This is a genomic window from Vicinamibacterales bacterium (genome assembly GCA_036012125.1).
GTDB lineage: Bacteria > Acidobacteriota > Vicinamibacteria > Vicinamibacterales > UBA823 > UBA11600.
This window is the reverse complement of record DASCOS010000034.1, coordinates 72743-96817: the sequence shown is the minus strand read 5'-3', so window position 1 is coordinate 96817 and position 24075 is coordinate 72743. Positions and strand designations below refer to the sequence as shown.

The window sequence follows — 24075 nt, the reverse complement described above, 5'->3', positions numbered from 1 at the left end:
CAACGGTGGTCAGGATAGCCTGGAACCCAGGACGCGCCTCAGAATCCTCACCGCCTTCAGGTATTCGTCGAGCGCGACATGCTCGTCCGGTGCATGGTCCAATTGTGAATCACCTGGACCATAGGCCACGATCGGGCATCGCCATACCGGACCGACAACATTCATATCGGAGGTGCCTGTCTTTAGCTTAAAGCGTGGTTCACTCGATTCTTCCCGAATCGATCGAATTAGCGCTCCGACTAGGCGGTTCTTCCGATCACTCCGAAAGGGTGGAGTGTAATCGCCTAGCGAGACCGTTCCCCATCCGTGGGACAGGGTGGTGAGCCGGTGTTGTAGTTCGTCGATGGGCGCCCCTGCAGGCAGGCGTAGACTACCGTGTAGGTCGACACGGTCCGTGAAACCATCGGTCGAGGTGTGGAATTCGGACAAATGTGAGTCCAGGCAATCGAACGGTGGACGATTGGCGTTCCGGTGGTTGCAATATTCCTCGAGCCGTGTCCACCATTCCGCGGCTCGCGCTGCGACACTTCGACTCTTGGCGGCGGTATGTGCGTGCGACTGCTGTCCGACCAGCGACAAGCTCATTCTGCCCTTATAGCCGATCGTGATGCCAGAGACACCGCTTGGCTCACCAATGATCGTCGCAGCGGGTTGATATCGAGTGCAAACGTAGTGTGCCCCTTTTGAGCTCGGCGTTTCTTCTTCGACTGCACCGATGACGATCACCCGCACTCCCTCAGGAATGGTCGCTTGTGCTGTGGCGCTTACAAACGTTGCGAGAGGACCTTTGGCGTCGACGGCTCCACGTGCATACAGCCGTCCGTTCGTTATTGTTGGTGGAATAAAGCCCTCTACCGTATCGATATGTCCCAAGAGTACTATCGCTGTAGGGCCCTCACCGCGCTCGGCCACGAAATTCCCAGCACCGTCGGTCGTTGCCTGCAATCCAGCTTCGGTAGCACGAGAAACAAGAAAGCTGACGGCCTCGGACTCATTACCCGATGGGGAGTAGATTGCACAGAGGTCACGAAGTAGTGCGGTGGCCCACTGGTCGTTCATGTCAGCACCTTATCGAACGCGTTTGCAATCTGGTCGATGTCGGAAACTTCGATGACGAGCGGAGGGAGGAGCCGGATGACCTTCGGGCCAGCCAATAAGGCGAGAATTCCTTCATCCATTAAGTTACGAACTATTTTTCCGGCCGGTTGTTTTAGTTCGATCCCTATCATGAGACCAAGGCCGCGTACCTCGCGAACCTGTGGCTTCGACAAGCCACGAATCGCATTCATTAAGAGTCGTCCGTGTGCTGCCGCATGGGTTGCTAGGTCTGCCGCCACGATATGTGCGATAACGCGCTCAGCGACAGCGCAGGCAAGTGGATTACCACCAAAGGTGCTGGTGTGGCTCTGTTTGGCTAGCTGGCCAACTGTGTCACCGAAGGCCGTTACTCCCATTGGGAGACCGCCTGCCACGCTCTTGGCCAGTGTAAGGATGTCGGGTGTGACACTGTGGTGCTCGAACGCAAAAAGACGCCCGGTCCGGCCGAAGCCTGTTTGCACTTCATCGATGACTAAGAGCGCGCCGTGCTCGGTGCAGGTCAAACGGAGAGCCTGCATAAATTCTTCGGTTGCCGGCCGAACGCCACCTTCACCCTGCACAATTTCAACAAGCACCGCCGCCGTCGCGTCAGAAATTGTGTCGGCTATTGCTTCCGGACGATTGAACGGGATTGTACGGAAGCCTGGGACAAGCGGCTCGAATGGCTTACGGAAATCGTTACCCCACGTCGCACTCAGAGCGCCAAGCGTTTTACCGTGGTAGCCTCGCATCGTTGCAACAATCTCTGTCCGACCCGTCGCTGCCCGGGCAAACTTGATAGCTGCCTCATTGGCTTCTGCGCCAGAGTTGCTTAGGAAGAAACGATTGATCGACGAGGGAGTAACAGCATCCAAACGTTTAAACAGGGCCGCCCGCTGATCGTTATAAAAAAGTTCTTGGCAGGTGATGAGGCGACTCGCTTGCTCTCGGAGGGCCTCGATTACAACGGGGTGTGCATGTCCGAGCGCAGCGACACCTATTCCTGCAGTGCAGTCGAGATACTCGCGCCCGTCAATGTCCCAGACACGCGTGCCTGCACCCCGCACTAGCACAACCGGGCGTTTGTGGTACGTCCCGGATGAGTGTTGGTCTTCAGCCTCGATGATTTGTTTCGGTTCCAATGACCGTTCCTCTACCGGCGAGAGCCTCTTGGACCGGATGTGCTAGCCGTGCATCACCTAGGACGACGCGCCCGACACCGCCGGCCAGCGCTTCTTTAACGGCCATCAGTTTCTTTTTCATTCGACCTTTAGCGTACTTGAAATAGTGATCAAGGTTCGATGGGTCAATGTGAGAGATGACTGATGACTCGTCCTCAAGATCGGTCAAGAGGCCAGGTACGTTAGAAAGAATAATGAGGTCACCAGCTCCCAACGCCTCCGCAATTCGTGCTGCTGCTCGGTCTCCGTCGACATTGACAGCGACGTGGTCGTCGCTAATCGCTGGTGGACATACGGCGAGGACGTAGCCGGCATCGTAGAGGACATTAATCAGTTCCGTATTGACCGATGTAATCTTCCCCGTGTGGTCATCACGCAGCACCTTCTTCTTGCCTTGCTCGACGATTGTTAGGGTGGCCTTTCGTGGACCAGCGAGCAACCGGCCATCGAGGCCTGCAAGTCCTATGGCTGGAATCCCGAGACCCTGTAATCGCTCGACGATACCCTTATTGACTTTACCGCAGTAGGCCATCTCAAAAATTTCAAGTGTGGCGCGGTCGGTATAGCGGCTTTCATACCCAGATGCCGAGGTCACAAATCGTGGTGGATGACCAAGTGCGGTTGCTAAGGTATTAGTTTCGTTGGACCCACCATGCACCAACAGCCACGGATGCTTCTTCGCATGTAGCTCGGCGAGGTCGGAGCAGACCTCCTCATAGCTAATCCCCCGCCCTCCTCCAACTTTAATTACTAGCATCGCGTGATTAGATCGGATGAAGTCCGGAAAATGAAAGTCCGGCTCGTTCGTCCCACCCGGCCATAATATTCATCGCCTGCACTCCGTTACCGGCGGCGCCCTTCATGAGATTGTCGAGCGCGGCGAGAACGACAAGCCGGTCGCTGTGAGCATCACGCTCAAATCCGACATCGCAATAGTTAGAGCCGACCAGAATCTTAGGTTCCGGATACCGGAAAATACCGTGACGGTCCTTTACGATTCTGACAAAGGGTTCATCGCGGTATGTGGTGCGGTATAGATTCCAGACTGCCTTTGTATCGAGGTCTTGCGTCAGGCGGAGGTGGGCGGTGATCAGGATGCCACGGACCATCTCGATTGCAGTGGCTGAGAGATGTACGGTCGGACTGCCGTTCAATGAGAGTTCTTGAACAATTTCACCGGTGTGCCGATGTCCAGTCGGTTGGAATGACCGGACGGCACCGCTTCGCTCAGGATGATGCGACGACGCGCTCTCCTTATTGCCGGCTGCGGAAGACCCGACTTTCGCTTCGATAAAGACCTCGCGCTCTGATACAACGCCCTCTCGAAAGAGTGGCAGGAGACCAAGAATTGCCGTAGTTGCTAGGCAGCCTGTGCCGGTAACGTAGCTTGCGTTCCTAATCGCGGTCCGATGTAACTCTGGGAGTCCGTAGACAAACTTGTCAAGCACGGGCGGGTTGGTGTGCTCATGGCCGTACCAGGTTTCGTAGGCGTTGGCTGAGCGCAAGCGAAAGTCTGCACTCATGTCGATAATACGTGGGGCTACCGACTGTACTTCACTGAATGTTCCGGCGAAGCTTCCATGCGGAAGCGCAGCGAAAAGTAGATCACATGGTGTGAGGTCAGCTAGACGGCTGAAGCAAAGTGTCGTGCGCCCACGAAGATTCGGATGCGCGGTCGTCACCCTTTTCCCGGCGAGGCGCTCCGATGTGACCTGTTCCACGGAAACATGTGGATGGTCTAGCAGAAGGCGCAACAGTTCGCCGCCAACGTAGCCCGACGCGCCAAGGATGCTAATCTTCATTATACGGTCGGGGCGGAGGCCTCACCGACGGCAAGAGTGTAATCAACGATCCGTTCGTGAATTGGTACACCCGTGACGTCAATACTATTGCGGAACTCCATCGTATAATTCACTTCATTAACTTGCAGACCGCGCTCGCTCTCGAAGACGTCGACTGCCAGTATGCCGCCGCCGACGGCATTGGCTGCCGCGACGCAGATCTCATTTAGCTCATCAGTCACTGGACAGTTAGCTGTTGTTGCGCCGCGTGCAGTATTTGTGATCCAGTGGTCACTCATCCGGTAGATGGCACAGATGGTTTCATTACCCACGACAAATGCCCGGATGTCTCGGCCAGATTTTTCCACGTACTCTTGGATATAGAAGATTGAGTGATGATACGACCCGAGGATCTGCTTGTGTTCAAGAAGAGCTTCAGCGGCGTGCCGGTCGTTCGCACGGGCGACGAGTCGTCCCCAGGAGCCGACCGCCGGCTTGAGAACGACGGGGTAGCCGAGTGTTTCAATGGCCGACAAGGCGGACTCCGGGGTGTAGGCAACGATCGTTTTAGGGGTGGGCACCTGGGCTCGGACTAAGGCGTTTGTCGTGAGCACTTTATCTCCGCAGATATTAGCGACGTCCCAGGTGTTAACGGTTGGCAACCCGCGGTCGTTGAAGAGTTTTAGTGTATGAAGTGCCCGCGCGTGGTTAACGGCGCGCTCAAGAACAATGTTCCAAGGGAAGCTTCGGTTATGCAGGTCGAGGGACAGTTCGCGGTCGTCGATTTTCTCGAAGTCAACGCCACGTTCTCGGAGCGCCTCGAAAATGAGTTTCTCTTCTTTTCGAACGATTGAGCAGAGTACACCGAGTCGCATACTCTACTCGCCCCAATCTTCCTCTTCTTGCGGAGCATGTTCGAGGTTAACAGGGGCAAGGGACCGGACTTCGAACTCGATACCGCAGTCAGGGCAGTCCACGATCTCGCCAGCCTCGACGTCAGGTTTTAGGATGATTTCCGCGTCGCAATCAAGACACTTTGGCATGAAATCTCCAAGCACCGCCAAAAAAAACCCGCCGACATCTAACTGGAGTCGGCGGGCTTTTAAAAGCAGCGCGTAACGGGTCGTTAGCGCGTGGGCCTGCATGGCCCGCCGATGTGCGAACACTTCCGCTTTCGGAGGTTCTCACGTCCGCTGGAATACGACCCGCAAAAGTTTTGCATAACGCTAGGCCGAGGCGAAGTATAAGCCCCTCGAACTTGGTCGGTCAAGCCACAGACGCAGGCTTTGAACGCTGGGTGAAGGCCGAGAACGCTTCGAGCATCACGAAGACGGCAGAAATGACAATGGCGGCGTCAATCAACATCAGTAGATATTGCGATGTTCGGTAAAGATCTAAGAGTTGATACAGAGCTGACAGAAGCGCAACAGTGGAAACGAACACCATGGGAATCAGTGTGTAGCGAACAGGCCGTCCGAGCCGAACAAGGACGACGCTGATGACGAGTAGCGTAATACTGGCCAGTAATTGGTTGGTTGTTCCAAAAAGAGGCCAAAGTACCATGCCTCCGGTGAGGTCGCTTCCACCCGCACCGAAGGCAAGGGCCAGGCAAGCACCGACGGCCACGAATGTGGCGAAATAGGAGTTTCGGAGTACCGGAATACGGTAGATCGTGCCCCATTCTTGAACGACGTAACGCTGCAGACGGACGGCAGTGTCCATCGTCGTTCCAGCGAAGAGAACCGCCATGACTGTTAGGAGGGTGGCTGCTGTGTTGTGTGTGAGCCCAGAGCCATCTGACACGATAGTTGCACCACCTTGGATAAAGGCTGTCAGGCCGCCACTCTCGAAGTTCGTGTAGATCGCCCGCCATTCCTCGAAGGATGCAAATCCGGCAGTCGTTGCAATAATTGCGGCGAGTGCGAGAGCCCCTTCTCCAGTTGAGCCGAGATAACCAACGAAGCGTGCATCAGTTTCACGGTCGAGTTGTTTAGACGTCGTGCCGGAACCCACGAGGCCGTGAAACCCAGAAATGGCACCACATGCGATGGTAACGAACAATAGTGGAAGTAGTGGAGGTGCGTCGATAGGGACGTTCAGATTAATGGCTGGCGCAACGATCGTTGGGCCGGCGATGAATATTGTTCCATAAACAAGGCCGAGTCCAACGAAGAGCTGTACGGCATTGATGTAGGCGCGCGGTTGCAAAAGAACCCAGATCGGTAAAAGTGACGCGATCGACGCATAGATAAACAGAATGACGATCCACTGTGCGCCAGGTGCAAATCCTAGGAGACGCTCTGGGAGTTCGATCGGCGCGACTACACCAAGTGGAATTACCGCATAGAGGATGGCGGTCCCAATAATAGTAGGCCATAGTAGTGGGACTTTCATCCTGAAGAGGAGCTGACCGAGTCCGAGTGCCAAAATCGTTGCTGCCCACACGGGAATGACACTGCTCGGAGTTGCTTGGAGCGCTTCAGCGATCGCAACTGCGAATACAGCATTAACCATTAGAAGCAACAAGAAGATAACGATCATGAAAAGGGTCCGGGCTCGTGGTCCGACGATGTCGCCAGTCAGCGCACCGATCGACTGGCCCTTGTTTCGTACGCTCACCCAGACCGATCCAAAGTCGTGCACACCCGCAAAGAAGATTGTTCCAACCGTGACCCAGATGAATGCCGGGAGCCAACCCCAAATGACTGCGATGGCGGGGCCAACGATCGGGGCCAGACCCGCAACGGCTGTGAAGTGATGTCCCCACAGTATGATGCGGTGGGTCGGTACATAATCCACGTCGTCCCGCAACTCGTGGGCCGGCGTTTTGAACTTGGGGTCTAAACGATAGATCCGCTCAGCGAGGAAGCGAGAGTAAAATCGGTAGCCGAGAAAAAGTAGGGTTAGGCCTAGTGCGGCAAGAAGTGTGGCGCTCATAGATGCCCGTCAGGTGGTCGATTTATATTATGTGTGCTGATGTGGCCTAGTAGAGGCATGGCGATTGATTAAGAGTGCTTATAAGATGTAAAGCCGGCTTGTTCTATAAATGGGCCTATAGTGCGTGACCAATATCGGCGATCACGACGATCTTCAGTAAAGTATACCGGAGGATTTATTAATGTGTGTGCGACTTTTTTTCTTTATCGTTCTATTAGTCATCAGTTGTTCCTCGACTGTACAGGGAGTAGAGCCATTTAAGCTCGGCACGTTTGAGCACGAAGGTGAAGAAATTATCGGCGTTGTGTTACGTGACCGGTATGTCATCGGGCTCCAGGCAGCAAATAGTTCTCTTGAGCGACACCAACGCCTGTGGGTGACATTACCAATGCCCAAGGATATGAATGAACTCATAGGCCGCTATGAGTTGGGGATGCGGGAACGGATATACGCGATCGTCAACCTCATTGCTCCGATCATCGATGACGGCCAACCGCCAGCCTACGTTTATGACCTCGGTGACGTCGACGTGTTTCCGCCGGTGCAGCCGAACGTCGTGCTGTCAGCCGCGCTCAACTACCGTGAGCACATGAACGAGATGACGACTGGGATTGCCGCTGAGATGTCTGATGCGAGCGCAGTCGATGATGACCCGGTGTCGATGGAACACTTTTGGACACGTCCACCTGGCGATACCCGACAGAATCCCTATCTATTTAACAAACCAACCTCGATCGTGATTGGCGATGGTGACCCGATCCTCCTAAAGCCGGAGAGAGAGCAAATCGACTGGGAGTGTGAGTTCGCCATCGTGATCGGGCAGCCAGCCAGTCACGTGCCGCTCGACGAAGCTCGGTCGCACATTTTCGGTTACACCATGATGAATGATGTTGGTGACCGGGAGGGCCGCGGCGACGACCGATACGGGTCGGACTGGTTGGTCTGGAAGGGTAGCGACACGTTTGCGCCGCTTGGGCCATTCATTGTACCGGCCGAGTTCGTGGGCGACCCACACACGCTGGATATCCAATTTACGCTGTCGGGAGAGGTTATGCAGGACGCGAATACTGAACTCATGCAGCATAGCGTGGATGAATTAGTCCATTTCGTGTCAAATAACATCATTCTTCGACCAGGTGATGTAATTGCGACTGGCACCCCTGGTGGGGTGGGCTATGCCCGCACGCCACCGGTTTTTTTGAAACCGGGCGATGTGGCTAGGTGTTCGGTGCAGGGGATTGGGACGTTGACGAATCCCGTGAAAGCGTGGCTTGACGTGATGCCACGGTGACGGTTTGCGCAGTTGCTTTCGGTCGTCAGAAAGTTGTGCTCAACGTTAGGTTGGTTTAGGGTCGTCGCGGGTTCGCTGTGCGCAGTTCGTCGGCGTTTGATTTGATGAACCGCTCGACCTGCTCAGCCACCTCGACCGCTGGGGTTCGTAGGGCGTCGACCTTCGTACCGAGAAAATCGGTCGTGTACACATGGTTTGGAATTGTCAGCCGTGCGATCAGTACGTCGTGGAATGCCATGGTTGTAACGGCCGAACCCGACGATTGTCCGCCTACCCCGACGCTGCGCCCTTGGATTTCCCCTTGAACCCTCGTCGCGACGATTTCAAGAAAGACCATCGCCTCGACCGGAGTGCCGACCATCTTAATTAACTCTCGGCGAGTCCTCGTACGTTGAAGCTGACGGATCAGCTGGGTTCCTAGGTATTCGGCTTGTTGGAGGTCGAAGTAATAGGAATTGCCTTGCGGTCCAAAGGCCAACGGTTCGAGTTGCCAAAGATCGCTCGGTAGTTCTGGATCAACAATTGCGTCCTCCGGCCTCTCTTCGGTCAGAAAAACATAGACCGTAATACGGTCGGTCTCTCTGTTTTGCGCAGCGCTAGAGCCTGCGTTTAACAGAACGAGGCCAATAAGAGTGACGAAGAATACAAGCGGCGATTTGAGGCGGCCAGTCATCTTAAGTGACTCAGGGTTTTAGGGATTTAATGTGCGAAGTGCGTCGGCATTAACCTCAATGAAACGTTCGATTTGTTCTGATACTTGCCTCTCAGGCGTCCTGAGGGCGTCGATCTTTGTACCGAGAAAGTCGTAATGATTAGGTTGAAACCGCATTGTGAGCCGAACGATCAATGCGTCGGATACCACACTGGTTGTGTTGGTGGCCGGCGCTGCGTTCGCCCCGTCCCCTTGAAAAACACCACCTCCCTGGATAGACCCTTCAACCTTGGTCGCGACGACCTCCAGATAGACAGCTGCTTGGTCCCGCGTTTCGACCAACTCCATGAGATCTCTGCGATCATCTGTGCGCTGAAGCTGACGGCTCAGTTGTTCTCCTAGGTATTTGGCCTGATCGAGATCGAAGAAATAGGAGTTACCTTCTGTGCCGAAGCTCATTGGTTCGAGTTGCCATTGGCCAGGCGGTAAATCCGGATCAACGATCGCGTCTTCTGGCCGCTCCGCGGATACCAACACAAAAACACGCACGCGGTCGGATTGATTACTCTCGGCGACACCTGAGGCTGTGCCGAAAAGGCCAAGAATAATAGCAGCGACAGTCAATCTTAATAGATTCCTGAAGTACATGGTCGCCCTCCGTGGGTGGCTCTGAGTGCCGTAGGCTAGCGCTGAGTATAGCATGCGTAACTAGCCGAGCCTGCTTACCAGGTTCGTTCTATTGTGGAAGTCCGACATGCTAAAAGTCATCTTATGGATGTCGTATTTAGCTTGACCCAGTGAGAGTCGGCGGCTGTCTCGTAAGTGCGGTACGGCCCCCACATACCACTCCGAGACATGGATTGGCCCCCATCCAATAACTAAGCTCCGACGGTTCGTTAATGGCCCAGAAGGCGAAATCGGCGCGCTGGCCAACTTCGAGAGTACCGCGGTCGCTAAGGCCCAAAGCGCCAGCAGCATGGCGCGTTACACCGCTAAGCGCTTCTTCGGGTGTCAATCGGAAAAGTGTGCAGGCCAGGTTCAGAATGCAGAGCAGTGAGGTCGCTGGTGATGACCCCGGATTACAGTCAGTAGCTAAAGCAATCGGCACTCCGAGAGACCGGCATTGAGCGATTGGCGGGGGAGTTGTCGCATGAGTGAAGTAGGCAGCTCCTGGTAGTAATACGGCAGTCGTGCCAGCTTGAGCCATTGCCTGAATGCCGGCTTGGTTAGCGTGTTCCAAATGGTCGGCAGAGAGTGCACTGAATCGCGCAGCAAGCGCCGCACCTCCGGAATCGGAGAGTTGGTCAGCGTGCAACTTTACCGGCAAGTTTGCTGCGCGTGCTGCCTGAAAAATCTTAGCGGTCTGAGCTGGAGTGAAGGCGATTCGCTCGCAAAAGACGTCGACAGCATCAGCCAAGCCAGCCTTGACGACCTGTGGCAGCATTTGGTGACAGACCACGTCGACGTAGTCGTCAGGGCGGTGCTCGTACTCACGTGGCACCGTGTGGGCACCAAGAAAAGTTGCTTTTACCGTGCCAGGAAATATGTCAGCAACTCGATGGATGGTACGGAGCATTTTTAGTTCGGTGTCTAGGTCAAGGCCGTATCCGGATTTAATCTCGACAGTCGTCACGCCCTCGACATACAGCGAGGTGAGGCGCGAGGTTGCAGCGACGGTGAGTTCTGTGTCGGTGGCAGCACGCGTGGCCTCGACTGTGCTCAGGATGCCACCTCCGCGGCGGGCAATTGCCTCATAGCTCTCACCCTTCAGTCGTTGTTCGAATTCACCCGCACGATGGCCACCAAAGACTAAGTGGGTATGGCAGTCGATTAAGCCCGGTGTGACCCAGGCGGAGTTGAGCGAGGTGACGCTTCGGGCAAGTTGTTCGGGTGGGCCAGGCAATTCGGTTCGGCGACCGACCCAGGCGATACGGTCACCTACTGTGGCTATGGCACCGTCAGAGATTGCACCGTAAGGCTCATTGGTCGCCTCCGAAGAAGCGCCCGTCATCGTCGCGAGATGGGCGTCGAGCCAGAGTTCGTCCCATTTCTGCATGGTGGTATTGCTGGCTTCGTCGGACATGGTAGCATGTATATACAGGTCTGTATATGTTAGGTGCGAAGCGTTTGATCCTCGAATCAGCGCTACTTCCTGATGGCTGGCGAGAGTCGGTGCTCGTTGAAATTGATGCGAGTGGCGACATCGTCTCTGTTACACCGGATGCGAAGCTCAGCGATGGGGAATCGCCTGGTGGCCATGCGGTGCCAGGCATGCCGAATCTTCATTCGCACGCCTTCCAACGTGTAATGGCTGGTTTGGCTGAATCGGGTTCGTCTGGTTCAGACTTCTGGTCTTGGCGGGAGGTAATGTATCGGTTCGCGAACCAAATGTCTCTAGAGGACCTTGAGTCGGTCACGGCTCAGGTCTATGTTGAGATGCTACGCTCTGGGTATACAGCCGTTGGCGAATTTCACTACCTTCATCATCAACCGGACGGATCACCATACGACGACTCAGTCCAATCGTCCCTAATCGTTCTCCGGACCGCTGCTCGAGTCGGTATCGGCATTACGCACCTTCCTGTGTTGTATGTGAGAGCCGGCTTCGAGCATCCAAGCCCTCGGTCGGAGCAGCGCCGTTTCGTCAACACGCTTGAGAGTTGGCAGGAAATTGTAAATCTGAGTGGTCAACTGAGTGAGCAGTCGCCTAATACTGAGGTGGGCGCGGCTTTCCATAGCCTACGCGCGGTCCCCCAGGAATTGCTTCGGGAGGCCGTCAAGACGCTTGATACTTCGGCGCCCCGACACATTCACGCTGCTGAACAGGTTGGTGAAGTCGAGGATTGCGTGAAAGCGATGGGCATGCGGCCAGTGGCTTGGCTCCTCAATGAGATTGGTATCGATCGGAGCTGGTGCCTCATTCACGCGACGCATGCGGACGCCCAGGAGATCAAGGAACTGGCTGGCTCAGGAGCGGTCGTCGGATTATGTCCGACAACTGAAGCTAACCTCGCAGACGGCGTGTTTTCGTTCGATGCGTTTTCGATGGCCGGTGGACGTTTTGGTATTGGCTCGGACAGCAATATCTCGGTCGGACCAGTTCCTGAACTGCAGTATCTTGAGTACGGGCAACGCGCGATTACCGGTCAGCGGATTCGCGGCCGACCTGATACTACTGTTCCTCGACATGTGGGAGCCGCATTGTGGCGGGGAGCGTTGGCTGGTGGAGCCCAAGCTCTCGGCCGGTCGATCGGTTCGATTTCTGCTGGTTGTCGGGCGGATATTGTCTTACTGGATGGCGACCACCCAAGCCTAGCGGCGCGAACTGGTGACGCACTGATTGATGGCTGGATTTTTGCGGCTAGCGAAAATCCTGTCAGACATGTGATGGTCGGTGGCGATTGGGTCATCCGCGATGGTCGTCACCGTCTCGAAACGGAAATCGAAGAACGATATCGGGAAGTGGTTGCACGGCTGGCATGACGAAGTTTCGGGGAGAAGTGGTGAATTATTAGTGCGAAGAAGGTCTCGATCGCCAGTGCCCTTGTACGAAGTAATTAAGCGGCATGTGCTTGACCAGATCGAATCCCGCCGACTGAAGTCCGGTGAGAGGATACCGTCAGAGCACGAGTTGACAAAACTCTTCAAGGTCTCGCGCATGACGGTTAATCGTGCGATCCGAGAACTGTCCGTTGAAGGTAGGGTTGTTCGGGTTGCAGGCGTTGGGTCGTTTGTGGCGAAGCCTGCACAGGCCCACCCGCTAGAGTTACGCAATATCGCCGATGACATCAGAGCTCGTGGTGGCCGTCACGATTCACGGGTTGTGGAAGTCTCTGAGGGTCCGTTGGGTGGCGAGGCGGCACGAACATTCGATCTGCCGCCGGGGCGGTCCATGTTTCATTCCGTAATTGTGCACGCCGAGAACAGCCTACCGGTGCAACTTGAGGAGCGATTCGTCAATCCCCACGCTGCGCCTGATTACCTTTCGCTTGATTTTACTAAGACTACTGCCAGCGAGTACTTAGCCCGCGTGGCGCCAATTCAAGAAGTGGAGCACGTCGTTCATGCGGTCATACCGCCTCCCCGAGTGAGGCGGTTACTAAAAATGCCTGCCGGAGAGCCCTGTTTGGTTTTGCTTCGTTGGGTGTGGGCGAGGAACTCACTTGCATCGACAGCACGCTTATATCATCCGGGATCACGCTATCGATTGGGCGGTCGATTTGCCCCGATGGTGCCTAGCCGAGGTCAGTTGCGGCTTGTCGGTGGAACGCAAGTCCGAGCAAAGACGAGGTGAGGTATGACATTTAAACAGTCGCCTAGTGAACGAGAGGCAATTCGCGCACCAAGGGGAACTAGATTGAGCGCGCGGTCGTGGCAGACCGAGGCGCCCTTACGAATGCTCATGAATAACCTCGACCCCGATGTTGCCGAGCGACCGAACGACTTGGTGGTTTACGGTGGGATTGGCCGGGCGGCTCGAAACTGGCTGTGCTACGCCCAGCTAGTCGAAACCCTGAAGGCACTGGCTACAGATGAAACATTACTCGTACAGTCGGGAAAGCCGGTAGGGGTGTTCAAGACCCACGTTGATGCTCCACGTGTGCTGATCGCGAATTCCAATTTGGTGCCCCACTGGGCGACGTGGGAACAATTTCACGAGCTCGATCAACAGGGTCTGATGATGTTCGGACAGATGACAGCAGGCTCTTGGATTTACATAGGCAGTCAGGGAATTGTTCAAGGGACCTATGAGACGTTCATTGAAATGGGACGCCAGCACTTTGGTGGCGATCTTAGCGGCCGATGGATTCTCACGGCCGGTCTCGGCGGGATGGGTGGTGCGCAACCGCTCGCGGCGACCATGGCAGGCGCGTCTATGTTGGCTGTCGAGTGCCGCCGTGACCGGATAGAACGTCGCTTAGCAACGGGCTATCTCGATCATTGTGCCAATGACCTCGATGAGGCGCTGTCTATTGTGGAAGAAGCGGTTGTTCACCGCAAAGCGGTTTCGGTCGGTCTAGTGGGTAATGCTTCTGAGATATTGCCAGAGCTTGTTAAGCGTGGTGTAAGGCCGGATGCAGTAACTGATCAAACATCTGCCCACGATCCAGTCAACGGGTATTTGCCGGAGGCATGGACTCTTGAGCGATGGGCCGAATGTCAGAAAACTGAGCCGTCTGTTGTAAAGCGGGCGGCGATTGCCTCGATGGTTAATCACGTCAATGCGATGGTCGCGTTTCACGACATGGGAGTTCCAACTTTTGATTACGGTAATAACATCAGACAAATGGCTCTTGAAGGGGGCTGTAAACGCGCCTTTGCATTTCCTGGTTTTGTGCCTGCCTACATTCGGCCACTCTTTTGTCGAGGTGTCGGCCCGTTTCGATGGGCCGCACTTTCTGGCGATCCCGAGGACATATACAAGACTGACCAGCGAGTGAAGGAGTTGATTCCTGACGACGCGCATTTACATAACTGGCTAGACATGGCACGTAGCCGGATCGAGTTTCAGGGTTTACCAGCGAGAATCTGCTGGGTCGGTCTTGGGCAGCGACACCGCTTAGGCTTGGCGTTCAATGAGATGGTGGCGTCAGGTGAACTGCGTGCCCCGGTTGTAATTGGTAGGGACCACTTGGATGGTGGCTCGGTTGCCAGCCCGAACCGTGAAACGGAGGCGATGCGGGATGGGTCGGATGCCGTGTCAGACTGGCCGCTACTTAATGCGCTACTGAATACGGCAAGCGGCGCAACTTGGGTTTCGTTCCATCACGGCGGTGGTGTAGGCATTGGCTATTCACAGCACGCCGGTTTGGTGATCGTTTGTGACGGTACGGCAGATGCAGCGCGCCGGATCGAGCGTGTGCTGTGGAACGACCCGGCAAGTGGAGTTATGCGACATGCTGACGCTGGGTATCCCGAAGCAATTGCCTGTGCGCGCGAGTATGGCCTAGTGCTGCCGATGCTTGAGCCTGCTACCAACCAGGGGCCTGACGCATGAGTAATCCTACGAGAAAGTTGCACACGATTGAGTTATTGGAGCCAAGTGTCCGGCTTGGTCTCGTGGAGTTACGCAGGGTCTATACGGAACCTGTGCGGCTTAAGTTAGGCACCAAGGTGCGCGTGGGTATCGATGCTGCTGAAGCCACGGTGGCGAAAATGGTGCGTGAGCAGCGAGTGACCTACGGAATCAACACTGGCTTTGGACAGTTGGCGCAGACTGTGATTGAGCCTGACCGTTTGAGGGAGCTCCAGACAAACCTCGTTCGATCACATTCCGTTGGGGTTGGGGTTCCACTTGATGACGGAGTGGTACGGCTCATACTCATGTTGAAGGTGCTCGCGTTGGCGCGTGGCCGGTCCGGTGTTAGGAGTCTACTAGTCGACACGTTGATACAAATGCTCGACCACGAAGTCTATCCGCTAGTTCCTTCGAAGGGTTCGGTGGGAGCCTCTGGTGATCTCGCACCGCTAGCTCACTTGGCTGGAGTGTTGATCGGTGAGGGGAGTGTCAGGTTCCAAGGCGAGGTTCTCCCCGCAAGTGAGGGGCTAGCCGCCGTCGGAATCAAGCCCATTGAGCTTGCTCCGAAGGAAGGGCTCGCTCTAGTTAATGGGACACAAGTATCGACGGCGTTAGCACTAGCTGGACTCTTCGCCATTGAAGATCTTTTTGCTGGCGCGGTGCTTTCTGGTGCTTTAAGCGTTGACGCAGTGCGAGGGAGTCTGGTTCCGTTCGATGAGCGGATCCAACTTGCGCGTGGGCAATACGGACAGACCGTCGTGGCGGCTGTTTACCGAACACTTTTGCGGGATAGCTGGATCAACGAATCCCATCGCGATTGTGATCGAGTTCAGGACCCCTATTCACTGAGATGTCAACCACAGGTAATGGGTGCCTGCTTGGACGTTATGGCATCGGCAGCGGGAATCCTTGAAACCGAGGCGAATGCGGTGACAGACAACCCACTTGTGTTTGCGGAAACCGGTGATGTGCTGTCGGGGGGAAACTTTCACGCGGAGCCGGTCGCGCTAGCCGCCGATATGTTGGCGCTTGCTGTGGCGGAGATTGGCGCGCTTTCTGAACGACGGATTGCAGTTCTTGTTGACGAGCACCTTAGTGGGTTACCACCGTTCCTAACGGAGGATAGTGGTGTTAGCTCGGGTTTTATGGTTGCGCAGGTTACTGCGGCGGCACTGGCATCAGAGAACAAGACTCTGGCTCACCCGGCCAGTGTTGATTCACTGCCAACCTCAGCGAATCAGGAGGACCATGTGAGTATGGCGACCTTCGCAGGACGCCGGCTATCTGAGATGGCTGATAACACTGCGGGAATTATTGCGATTGAATTATTAGCCGCTGCGCAAGGCATCGAGTATCACCATCCGATTCAGACGACCCAACCGCTCCAGCGAGTGATCACAGCTATACGGGACCTTGTACCAAGCGACGTTCGGGACCGTGCCATGTCCCTCGATATCGAGACGATGAAGATGTGGGCGCGCAGTGGCCAGTGCCAGACGTTTGTTCCTGACCTCCCCCTCCCCAGCAGCGTAGCCTCTTAACTAGTTATCACCCTTCACCGAGACCATCGCGAAGTCCTGGCAACGACTCTCCATCTGGGATAAACCGGAGGGCCACCCCATTGTTGCAGTAGCGTTGTCCGGTCGGCTGGGGACCATCGGGAAAGACGTGCCCCTGATGCCCCCCACACCTTACACAATGGTATTCAATCCTCGGTAGGCCCAACTTGAAATCACGTTTCGTTTCTACGTGGTCTTTAATCGCCGAATAGAAGCTTGGCCAACCTGTGCCGCTATCGAACTTCGATGTTGACTCGAAGAGCGGGAGGAAGCACGCAGCACAGACAAACGTACCGACACGCGTCTCTGTGTTAAGCGGACTTGAAAACGCTGGCTCGGTCCCTTCGTCAACTATTACCCGACAACCCTCTGTTGAAAGCAACAGGCGCCAGGTATCCTTAGGGGTATCGAGCTTCACGACGGTGCTCGACTCTGTATCCGAGTCCGGCATCAGTTGACCGCGAAGCAGTAATACAATCCGTCCCCCCCGGTGCCGATTAAATCGTCTTGGCTGCAACCCCGACTGCTATGTGCCGCGTTCCAGGAGGTCGGATTGTCGCCGCCACCTTGACGGTCGTGATGACCTACTTGAGCGCTACCCGCTCCGTTGCTCGTCCAATCACCACAGGTGTGATCCTCGCCATCCGAGAAAGCCGTCCCATCAAGTTGCGACCCGGTCAACACGTCGTGCTTATTGGGGTCATCGCCACGCCCGTTAATAGGTTCACCCGACTCGCTGGCACTGTTCTCTTTACTCAGTTCGTTGTTGGCGCTGTGTAGATCGCTGACACTTGAGGCGACCTCTACTCCGTTGGAGTTGTACCACGGACCACTACCGATCCGATCACGGGCGTTAATTGCCGGTTGTTCGTCGGAAGCGCTCTGACTAAGGTATGCGCGCCAAGTCAGACCGGTGCTACCAACTGCTTCAGCGAGCGCCTGGCAGTGTGCGTCAGCGCCGTCAAGTCCGCCGAGGTTTGCCCCATCACCTAGGCCAACACTGGTGATGAAAAATGACATTGTGGTGTCAGGAGTCGCTTCGGCTTCCTGTGCGGCACTGGTTTCCTCCGCGGTGTTAGTGACCTCAGTTGTGCGGTTATCAATGCAGCCAGCCGATGCGAAAAGGCCGACGCCCATGATTGTGATCGCGATGATCAGTGGTCGGAAATTAGTCATAATCGAAATCCTCGTAAAGCAATAATTGGATCCGCGTGGCGTAGTGCCCGCGGGCGATGAATCAGTCTACCTCAAGATCGGAATCGATGCGGCTTGGGAGGCCGCACCGAGGCTAAGACAACGCTAGCAAGATACGCAGTTGTGATTGTTAACGGCGCCGAGGCTTTCTAGCAGCGCCATTGTTTCGGGAATCGGCTCTCGACCCGTTGGATGAGCCCGTTAGCCATGTCCACCGGCGTCGAGGCCTTGGCCGGTTCGAAGGTGCGCAGCCTGACGGTCGGCGCGGATTGGCGGAATGCGTAAAAGGATGGGATGGGCTTTGCCGGCGTTCGCCATTCCTTCCACGTATGCTTGCATGCGCTCCAGATCGAACGGGCCGCGTTCAAGCGAGTAAAACACGAAATCGAGCTTGGAATAACCGGCCATGCGTGCACCCTGCTCAGGGGTCTTTTCACCGGAAAAGAGTCCAAAGATGACTTGGCCGCTGGTTAGCTTGCGAGCGAGCGTGTCATCGGGGACTGATGATTGGCCACGGATTGTGACGATTGAGGTGCTCAACAGCAGGATGATGATAGGCAGTGTTCTCATTGAAACGATTGGTCCTGCTTTCTAGGTTTAGGTGCCTAGGCTAACTCTTTGATCTAGGCAGGGCGTTCAAGAAAAAACCGGGGCTGGACACAGTATCCAGCTCCGGCAACCAAATCTATAGTTACACTCAGAACCTACTGGCTCGCCGGTGGCACAATGTCGTTAAGTCGGAGGTATACCGTCATGACGCCGTACTCTTGCCGTGTGTGGATCATCGCCTGATAGGCAATCCGCGCGCGCGACGACTCGCCAAGGTATCCGCCGTCGACCATTTCCCGCAGTGACGCGTCGGTCTGACCGCTCAAAATCTCGGTTCCGAAGTCAAACGAATCACTTAACGCTTGGAGGACGTCAACTTTCTCGACGGGTTCTCCGAGGTCCGGCCGAGCGGCGTCGGTGTCGAGATTGCCCATGTAGAAAAGGTGGGCGCTCGCGACATGCATGAGTTGCTCGCCGAAGTTCCGTAGTTCTTCTTTCGGCTTGTAGTCGAAGTTCTCGGCCGGCATTGCATCGCCGAATTCCATCATCGCGGTCTTCAAGCTTTCCCAGTCCTTGAGTACTACAGCCGCGAGGGCGCCTTCGTCCATTGAAGAGTCCTTAACGATTGTAATATTGGCTACCCCTTGCGGTTCCTGAATGCAGGCCGCAAGGCCGAATGAAACGGCAGTGAGTAACGACATAACGAACTGGGTGCGAAATACGAGATACATTGAGCCTCCTTGATACCCGCGGTTAATACATTACGAAGCCGAGACTAGGAGCGTATCCATCTCGGTAAAACGGTCATATTAAAGTTCATGTTCAAGCCTATGGAAGAGCCATGGAGACTAACGACCCGGAGTAGCCCCGACCTCCGACTGAGAGAGCTATGTACTGCTTCCCGTCGTGCATGTAAGTCATGAGGGCGGTATTGGTGGGCGCTGGAATTTCGACTGTGCCGAGTCGTTCACCGGTCGCCTTGTCGTTGGCGTAGAGTAGCGGTCGGCCACCTCGTCCTTCCGCATAGATCAGTAAGGTCTTGGTGAGCAAGGCGGTGGCGTGCGTCGTATTCCCAGTATTGGGGACATCGAGTCCCTGAAGAGCCTGGTGATTCGCGACGTTGTCCGGCGTGTCGCCGTTCGGGATGAACCACAGGTGATCGCCGGTATTCATGTCGATCGCTGTAATCCTGCCGTAGGGCGGTTTCAAGTACGGGAGGCCCTGCACGCGGCGTGGGCCAGCACCAGCGCCACTTGCCCAGTCCATGAGAGTGGTGCCGATTGGACTTTCATACTGAAGGTCGGCTTCTGCCCCGGGCACCAGGAATGGTGACCCGCACGACTTGATAGACGCGGTGTAGAGAATGCCGGTTTCCGGGTCGACAACCGTGCCACCGGGGATGTTCGTGCCACCGTTCCCCCCAGGGCAGATTAGAGCGGACCGCTTGCCGAGGTCGTTGTCGCGGTGAAGCGGCGGGTTAAACAGCGGCCCCATCTGATAGTCGGCCATCATCTCGACTGCTTGTTGACGCAATTCCGGCGTGAAGTCAATGAGGTCGTCCTCGGTGACACCCTGCATCTCGTAGGCCGCCGGCCTGGTCGGGAATGGCTGAGTAGGCGAAGTCTGCTCGCCTGGAATCATTGATTCTGGTACAGGCCGCTCGTCGATCGGCCAGATCGGTTCGCCCGTCTCACGATTTAGGACATAGGCGAATGATTGCTTTGTGGTCTGCACCAGGATCGGCACCCGTTCTCCGTCAATCATCACGTCCAGCAAGCTTGGAGCGGTGGGGTTGTCGTAGTTCCAGATGTCGTGGTGAACCGTTTGAAAGTGCCACCGCCGCTCGCCTGTTTCGACGTCGATCGCCAAGATCGTCGTTGAAAACAAGTTGTCCCCGGGGTGCTCACCGCCCCAGAAGTCGTTTGTGGGGGGGTCGGTGACGATGTACACGAGGCCGAGTTGGGGGTCAGCCGACAGTGGTGCCCAGGCGGACACGTTACCCGTGTAGGACCAGGCGTCGGATTCCCAGGTCTCGTGGCCAAATTCGCCTGGCTGCGGAATGACATTGAATTTCCATTTGTGTGCGCCCGTCTTGACGTCGTAGGCCAGGATGTGTCCGGGAACGTTCTCCCGCCGGGATTGATGGTAACCCTGCTCGTGCGCGTTGCCAACGACGATCGTGTCATTCACGACGATAGGCGGGGATGAATTCGTAATGTAGCCAATGTCCGTCGAGATACCGTCATAGGGGTCATACGGGTAGCCGAAGTCAGCCAGAAGGTCGACCGTTCCGTTGTCACCGAAGGCTTCGATTAGGTGGCCGGTATCCGGATCGAGCGCGTGAAGAAAAAATGCTGGTGTCACAACATAGATTCGACCTTGGCCGTCGACCTCACTGTAGGCGACGCCTTTACCGTAGTTCTTCCGCATGGACAGTTCCCACCGCTTGGTAGGTGGTTCGCGGAAGGTCCACAGCGTTTCACCGGTGGCCGGATCGATGGAGACAACGGTGCGACGCTGTCCAGCGACGGTGTAAAGTCGTCCGTTGACATAGAGCGGGGTAGATCGAAGGATGTTATCGACAGTGGGTCCGAAATTGTCGCCTTTCCACACCCACTGCACTTCAAGGTCCTCAAAATTCTCAGCGTCGACCTGTGCGAGTGGCGAATACCGGGAACTGGCGGCGTCACCACCCCAGTAGCTCCATTCACCGTTCTCGGTTCCGGTGTGTGTCCGCTCTTGGGCGAGGACTGTGGGTGTCATCCACAGCACTGCAGCCACGGTCACCATCCCTGCCGCCGCTCTTAGCCATCGTTGCGTCGCTTGAGTTATACCCACGTATTACCTCCCTAATCTCGCACACACCGGATAGTGAAGCCGGGGCCTAGGCAAACTACGTCTTAGCCGGCTCCAAGTATCCGCTATCATATACTTTCCGTCGTTGGTTTTGCGTCACCGGTGTGAGTTGCCCAATCGGCTCGCCTTGGGTGGTGGTCAGGCGTAGCCTGGGGCTCGGGAGGCAGCTCGATAATTTGAGTTGCCTAGCGTTGTTTTCTCCCTATTGGTAACGGCGTTATCCAGTCGCGCCTATTTTCGGAGATCTGTTTATGCTACGCACACTCTTGCTTGTCATTCTAGCCGTCGGATTCTTGTGGTTACCTGCGACCTCGCACGGAGAAAACCCATCTGTCCGAGACCAGCAGACGCCGCCCTATGCTTCCTCCCGTCCCCTTGGCACTCTTCGGGAGCAAGCTGCCATCCAGCAGGCTTGGCTGAGGGAACGGCTTGAAACGAACCTTCCGGTGGTTATGCGCGAACACCGTGTGGATATGTGGGTCGTATCGATGCGCGAGTACAACGAGGACCCAGTATTCCGCGCGCTCGTTTCACCGACGAGTTTCGCTGCTCGCCGTCGGACCATCTATGTCTTCTTTGATCGAGGTAGTGACGAAGGCTTGGAGCGGATCGCCTTAGGTGGCAACTCAATGGGCGGGTTGTATGAGGCTTACCGGACTGAGCTTCCGACTGCAACAGGCGACACAGCAGAGCTGTGGGGTGCCGACCAATGGAGGCTGCTTGCTCAACTGGTTCGTGAACGAAATCCTCGAAGCATTGCGGTCAACATATCCGATGAACACAACTTTGCCGACGGCCTTACTGCGGGTGAGTGGGAGCAGATGCGAGCGGCGCTCGGACCCGACCTCGAGGCGCGAGTGATACGGAATCCACGGCTGGCAATCGACTATCTTGCGATGAGGGTCCCGAGTATGACGCAGGTCTATCGCCGGTTGCAGGGCTTCGTCCACGAAATCATCTCTGCGGCATTCTCGAACCTGGTTATTACGCCTGGCGTGACGACAACTGAGGATGTGGTGTGGTGGATGCGTCAGCGGGTGAACGACCTTGGTTTGCACACCTGGTTTCAGCCATCGGTCAGTGTTCAGCGTCGTAACTCGACAGCAGAGGACTTGGGTGACGGTCCGGTTATCCAGCGTGGTGATGTGTTGCATTGTGATTTTGGAATCACAGCGATGGGGCTTAACACCGACACTCAGCATATGGCTTATGTTTTACCTGATGGTGAGACCGAAGCCCCTGAAGGATTGAAGCGAGCGCTCGCACGGGCGAATCGTTTACAGGACATCCTTTTGGATCAAACTAAGGTTGGTATGACTGGTAATGAGGTGCTCCAAGCAGTGCTACGCCAAATGCGGTCTGAGGGTTTGAACGGCACGATGTACTCCCATCCAATCGGGGATCATGGGCACGGTGCGGGTCCACTGATCGGCTTATGGGATTACCAGGAGGCCGTTCCTGGACGTGGAGACGTTCCTGTCATAGCAAATATGTGGTACTCGACTGAACTCCAGGTAACGACACCAGTGGCTGAGTGGAACGGCCAACCGGTACGAATGGCGCTGGAAGAGGAGGCCGAAATTACGCCGGATGGCGAAATGCGCTGGATGCTACGTCGCCAGACCGAATTACATCTTGTGCGATAGGTAGGTAGTTTTTCACTTCGTCAACCCAAGGGTTCAATCGTCTCATTTTTTAGTTTAAACGTTGCGTCGAGCAACGGGTCGGTTGCTTGAGCGGTCACGCGGTGAGCGACGTAGTCACCAAGCATGATGCCGTGCTTGTAACCGTGGCCGGAACCGGCGCCCAGCAACCAGACATTATCTAGAGCAGGATGCCGGTCGACGATAAAGTGTGCATCGAAGCTGTTGGTGCGTGGGCTTACGCGGGTTTCTAGTAGCGGTTGTCCAGCTAGGGAGGGAAATGCGTCGTCGGTCCAGTCATGAATCCGTCGGATTTCGTCGCGTGTAACTGTCCGGTCACCTGTGTCCGGGTCCAATGGACCAGAATACCAGTAGGGACCTAGCTTTAATCCCTTCCCATCAATGTTGGGAAAGCCGTAGACACCGCGGGTCACGAAGGTTGGGCAGTTGGGGAAGGATAGGCGGTGATCGCTGTCGGGTGTGCCTACGAAGAAGATTGCCCGTCGGTTCAGTCGAAGCCTGTTTCCCAAAATCTCTGGAAACATCTTGACGTGCCACGGGCCGCATGCGAACACAAAGGTCTGTGCCGCAAGCGTTTCACCAGTTGAGAGGGTGACGGTCTGTAGTCGCCTGCCGACGCGGCTCTCGGGTGTCGCCCGTGCCAGTGTGAACTGTCCACCCTTCTCTCTGAACGCATCAGCCACGGCTAGGCATCCCTCGCGGCACTTCAGCACACCGGTGCTCGGAACCGAATGGCCGACGGTGACACCGTCAAGATTGAACTGCGGATACCGGTAGTCAAGTTCGGTTCGTTCGACCCGCTCGTTTTCGACTCCGAGCCGATCGAGCACTGTCTTTGTATCCTGCAGTGTCTTGGTCCACTCCTGACTCAAGGTGATCTGTCCGGTTGGATAGAGTAGGCGCCGCCGCCATTCGGCCTCACGTGCCTGCCAGCGGTTGAGTGCTTCGATTGCCCATCGCGAATAGATTTCACGGTCACCGTAACTGGCTCTGATCTGTCGGGTTTCACCGCCTGAACTTGAGCGCGCGTTACCTGGACCATAGGCGTCGACCAACCTCACAGAGTGCCCCATCTCACGAAGGTAGAGGGCGGTCCACCCTCCAAAGGCCCCGGCACCGACGACAACAATCTCGGGACTGGGTGAGGTTTGAATGGACGGAGCGCTACCGAACCGCTCTATGCCACCACCGAAGAGCGGAGCGCTGACACTTGCCCCTGTTAGTTGTAAGAAAGTTCTCCGCTTCATACGCGCGACTGTTTCAGCATGTTGTTACTAGAGACCGGATTAGGACCTGGCCCAGTATGGGACTCGGG

The 24075-nt window shown here is 55.8% G+C and carries 22 protein-coding genes; 6 read left to right on the top strand and 16 right to left on the bottom strand.

The window, feature by feature from the left end; translation table 11 throughout:
* Positions 1 to 9: 9 nt before the first annotated feature.
* From QGH09_10090 to QGH09_10060, 7 genes are all read right to left on the bottom strand, one after another.
* Positions 10 to 1059 (bottom strand): [LysW]-lysine hydrolase, encoded by a 1050-nt coding sequence (locus QGH09_10090; GenBank protein ID HJO18536.1) that lies wholly within the window; start codon positions 1057 to 1059, stop codon positions 10 to 12.
* On the bottom strand, positions 1056 to 2219 hold the full coding sequence (locus QGH09_10085; GenBank protein ID HJO18535.1) for an acetylornithine/succinylornithine family transaminase: 1164 nt from the start codon (positions 2217 to 2219) through the stop codon (positions 1056 to 1058). The genes QGH09_10090 and QGH09_10085 overlap by 4 nt, the downstream gene beginning before the upstream one ends.
* Complete coding sequence (locus QGH09_10080; protein HJO18534.1) at positions 2191 to 3015, bottom strand: [LysW]-aminoadipate kinase; 825 nt, start codon at positions 3013 to 3015, stop codon at positions 2191 to 2193. The genes QGH09_10085 and QGH09_10080 overlap by 29 nt, the downstream gene beginning before the upstream one ends.
* Before the next feature lie 7 nt (positions 3016 to 3022).
* Entirely contained in the window at positions 3023 to 4060 is a 1038-nt protein-coding gene (gene argC, locus QGH09_10075; GenBank protein ID HJO18533.1) for an N-acetyl-gamma-glutamyl-phosphate reductase, read from the bottom strand.
* Positions 4060 to 4914 (bottom strand): lysine biosynthesis protein LysX, encoded by an 855-nt coding sequence (lysX, locus tag QGH09_10070; GenBank protein HJO18532.1) that lies wholly within the window; start codon positions 4912 to 4914, stop codon positions 4060 to 4062. Before lysX ends, argC begins: the two co-directional genes overlap by 1 nt.
* Before the next feature lie 3 nt (positions 4915 to 4917).
* Complete coding sequence (gene lysW, locus QGH09_10065) at positions 4918 to 5205, bottom strand: lysine biosynthesis protein LysW (protein HJO18531.1); 288 nt, start codon at positions 5203 to 5205, stop codon at positions 4918 to 4920.
* A gap of 100 nt (positions 5206 to 5305) precedes the next feature.
* A complete protein-coding gene (locus QGH09_10060; GenBank protein HJO18530.1) occupies positions 5306 to 6976 on the bottom strand; it encodes a carbon starvation protein A in 1671 nt (556 codons plus the stop codon).
* 181 nt (positions 6977 to 7157) lie between these two features.
* Here QGH09_10060 and QGH09_10055 point away from each other — a divergent pair, with 181 nt between their 5' ends.
* Positions 7158 to 8267, top strand: coding sequence for a fumarylacetoacetate hydrolase family protein (locus QGH09_10055; GenBank protein ID HJO18529.1), 1110 nt, complete (start codon positions 7158 to 7160; stop codon positions 8265 to 8267).
* 55 nt (positions 8268 to 8322) lie between these two features.
* On the opposite strand, the gene QGH09_10050 is transcribed toward QGH09_10055, so the two are convergent.
* From QGH09_10050 to hutI, 3 genes are all read right to left on the bottom strand, one after another.
* Positions 8323 to 8940: a hypothetical protein gene (locus tag QGH09_10050; GenBank protein HJO18528.1), complete on the bottom strand. Its 618-nt coding sequence runs from the start codon at positions 8938 to 8940 to the stop codon at positions 8323 to 8325.
* Between the two features lie 18 nt (positions 8941 to 8958).
* A complete protein-coding gene (locus QGH09_10045; GenBank protein HJO18527.1) occupies positions 8959 to 9567 on the bottom strand; it encodes a hypothetical protein in 609 nt (202 codons plus the stop codon).
* Between the two features lie 136 nt (positions 9568 to 9703).
* A complete protein-coding gene (gene hutI / locus QGH09_10040; GenBank protein HJO18526.1) occupies positions 9704 to 11002 on the bottom strand; it encodes an imidazolonepropionase in 1299 nt (432 codons plus the stop codon).
* A 26-nt stretch (positions 11003 to 11028) separates the two neighbouring features.
* Between hutI and QGH09_10035 the strand changes: the two genes are divergently transcribed.
* From QGH09_10035 to hutH, 4 genes are read left to right on the top strand one after another with little or no spacing between them, the layout of a single operon-like run.
* Positions 11029 to 12402 (top strand): formimidoylglutamate deiminase, encoded by a 1374-nt coding sequence (locus QGH09_10035; GenBank protein ID HJO18525.1) that lies wholly within the window; start codon positions 11029 to 11031, stop codon positions 12400 to 12402.
* A 55-nt stretch (positions 12403 to 12457) separates the two neighbouring features.
* The gene (hutC, locus tag QGH09_10030; protein ID HJO18524.1) at positions 12458 to 13213 is read left to right on the top strand and encodes a histidine utilization repressor; all 756 of its coding nucleotides are present in this window, start codon (positions 12458 to 12460) and stop codon (positions 13211 to 13213) included.
* Positions 13214 to 13216: 3 nt separating this feature from the next.
* Positions 13217 to 14917 (top strand): urocanate hydratase, encoded by a 1701-nt coding sequence (gene hutU, locus QGH09_10025; protein ID HJO18523.1) that lies wholly within the window; start codon positions 13217 to 13219, stop codon positions 14915 to 14917.
* Positions 14914 to 16479, top strand: a complete 1566-nt coding sequence (hutH, locus tag QGH09_10020; GenBank protein HJO18522.1) for a histidine ammonia-lyase — start codon at positions 14914 to 14916, stop codon at positions 16477 to 16479. Before hutU ends, hutH begins: the two co-directional genes overlap by 4 nt.
* A gap of 7 nt (positions 16480 to 16486) precedes the next feature.
* On the opposite strand, the gene msrB is transcribed toward hutH, so the two are convergent.
* The 5 genes from msrB to QGH09_09995 form a co-directional block, all read right to left on the bottom strand.
* On the bottom strand, positions 16487 to 16948 hold the full coding sequence (gene msrB, locus QGH09_10015; GenBank protein HJO18521.1) for a peptide-methionine (R)-S-oxide reductase MsrB: 462 nt from the start codon (positions 16946 to 16948) through the stop codon (positions 16487 to 16489).
* On the bottom strand, positions 16948 to 17673 hold the full coding sequence (locus tag QGH09_10010; protein HJO18520.1) for a hypothetical protein: 726 nt from the start codon (positions 17671 to 17673) through the stop codon (positions 16948 to 16950). Before QGH09_10010 ends, msrB begins: the two co-directional genes overlap by 1 nt.
* A gap of 219 nt (positions 17674 to 17892) precedes the next feature.
* On the bottom strand, positions 17893 to 18261 hold the full coding sequence (locus QGH09_10005) for a hypothetical protein (protein HJO18519.1): 369 nt from the start codon (positions 18259 to 18261) through the stop codon (positions 17893 to 17895).
* A 134-nt stretch (positions 18262 to 18395) separates the two neighbouring features.
* A complete protein-coding gene (locus tag QGH09_10000; GenBank protein ID HJO18518.1) occupies positions 18396 to 18971 on the bottom strand; it encodes a hypothetical protein in 576 nt (191 codons plus the stop codon).
* 97 nt (positions 18972 to 19068) lie between these two features.
* Positions 19069 to 21078, bottom strand: coding sequence for a PQQ-binding-like beta-propeller repeat protein (locus tag QGH09_09995; GenBank protein HJO18517.1), 2010 nt, complete (start codon positions 21076 to 21078; stop codon positions 19069 to 19071).
* Between the two features lie 269 nt (positions 21079 to 21347).
* Between QGH09_09995 and QGH09_09990 the strand changes: the two genes are divergently transcribed.
* Entirely contained in the window at positions 21348 to 22742 is a 1395-nt protein-coding gene (locus tag QGH09_09990; protein HJO18516.1) for a M24 family metallopeptidase, read from the top strand.
* Positions 22743 to 22762: 20 nt separating this feature from the next.
* Here the strand turns inward: QGH09_09990 and QGH09_09985 are convergent, their stop codons facing one another.
* Positions 22763 to 24007 (bottom strand): FAD-dependent oxidoreductase, encoded by a 1245-nt coding sequence (locus QGH09_09985; protein ID HJO18515.1) that lies wholly within the window; start codon positions 24005 to 24007, stop codon positions 22763 to 22765.
* Positions 24008 to 24075 lie beyond the last annotated feature (68 nt).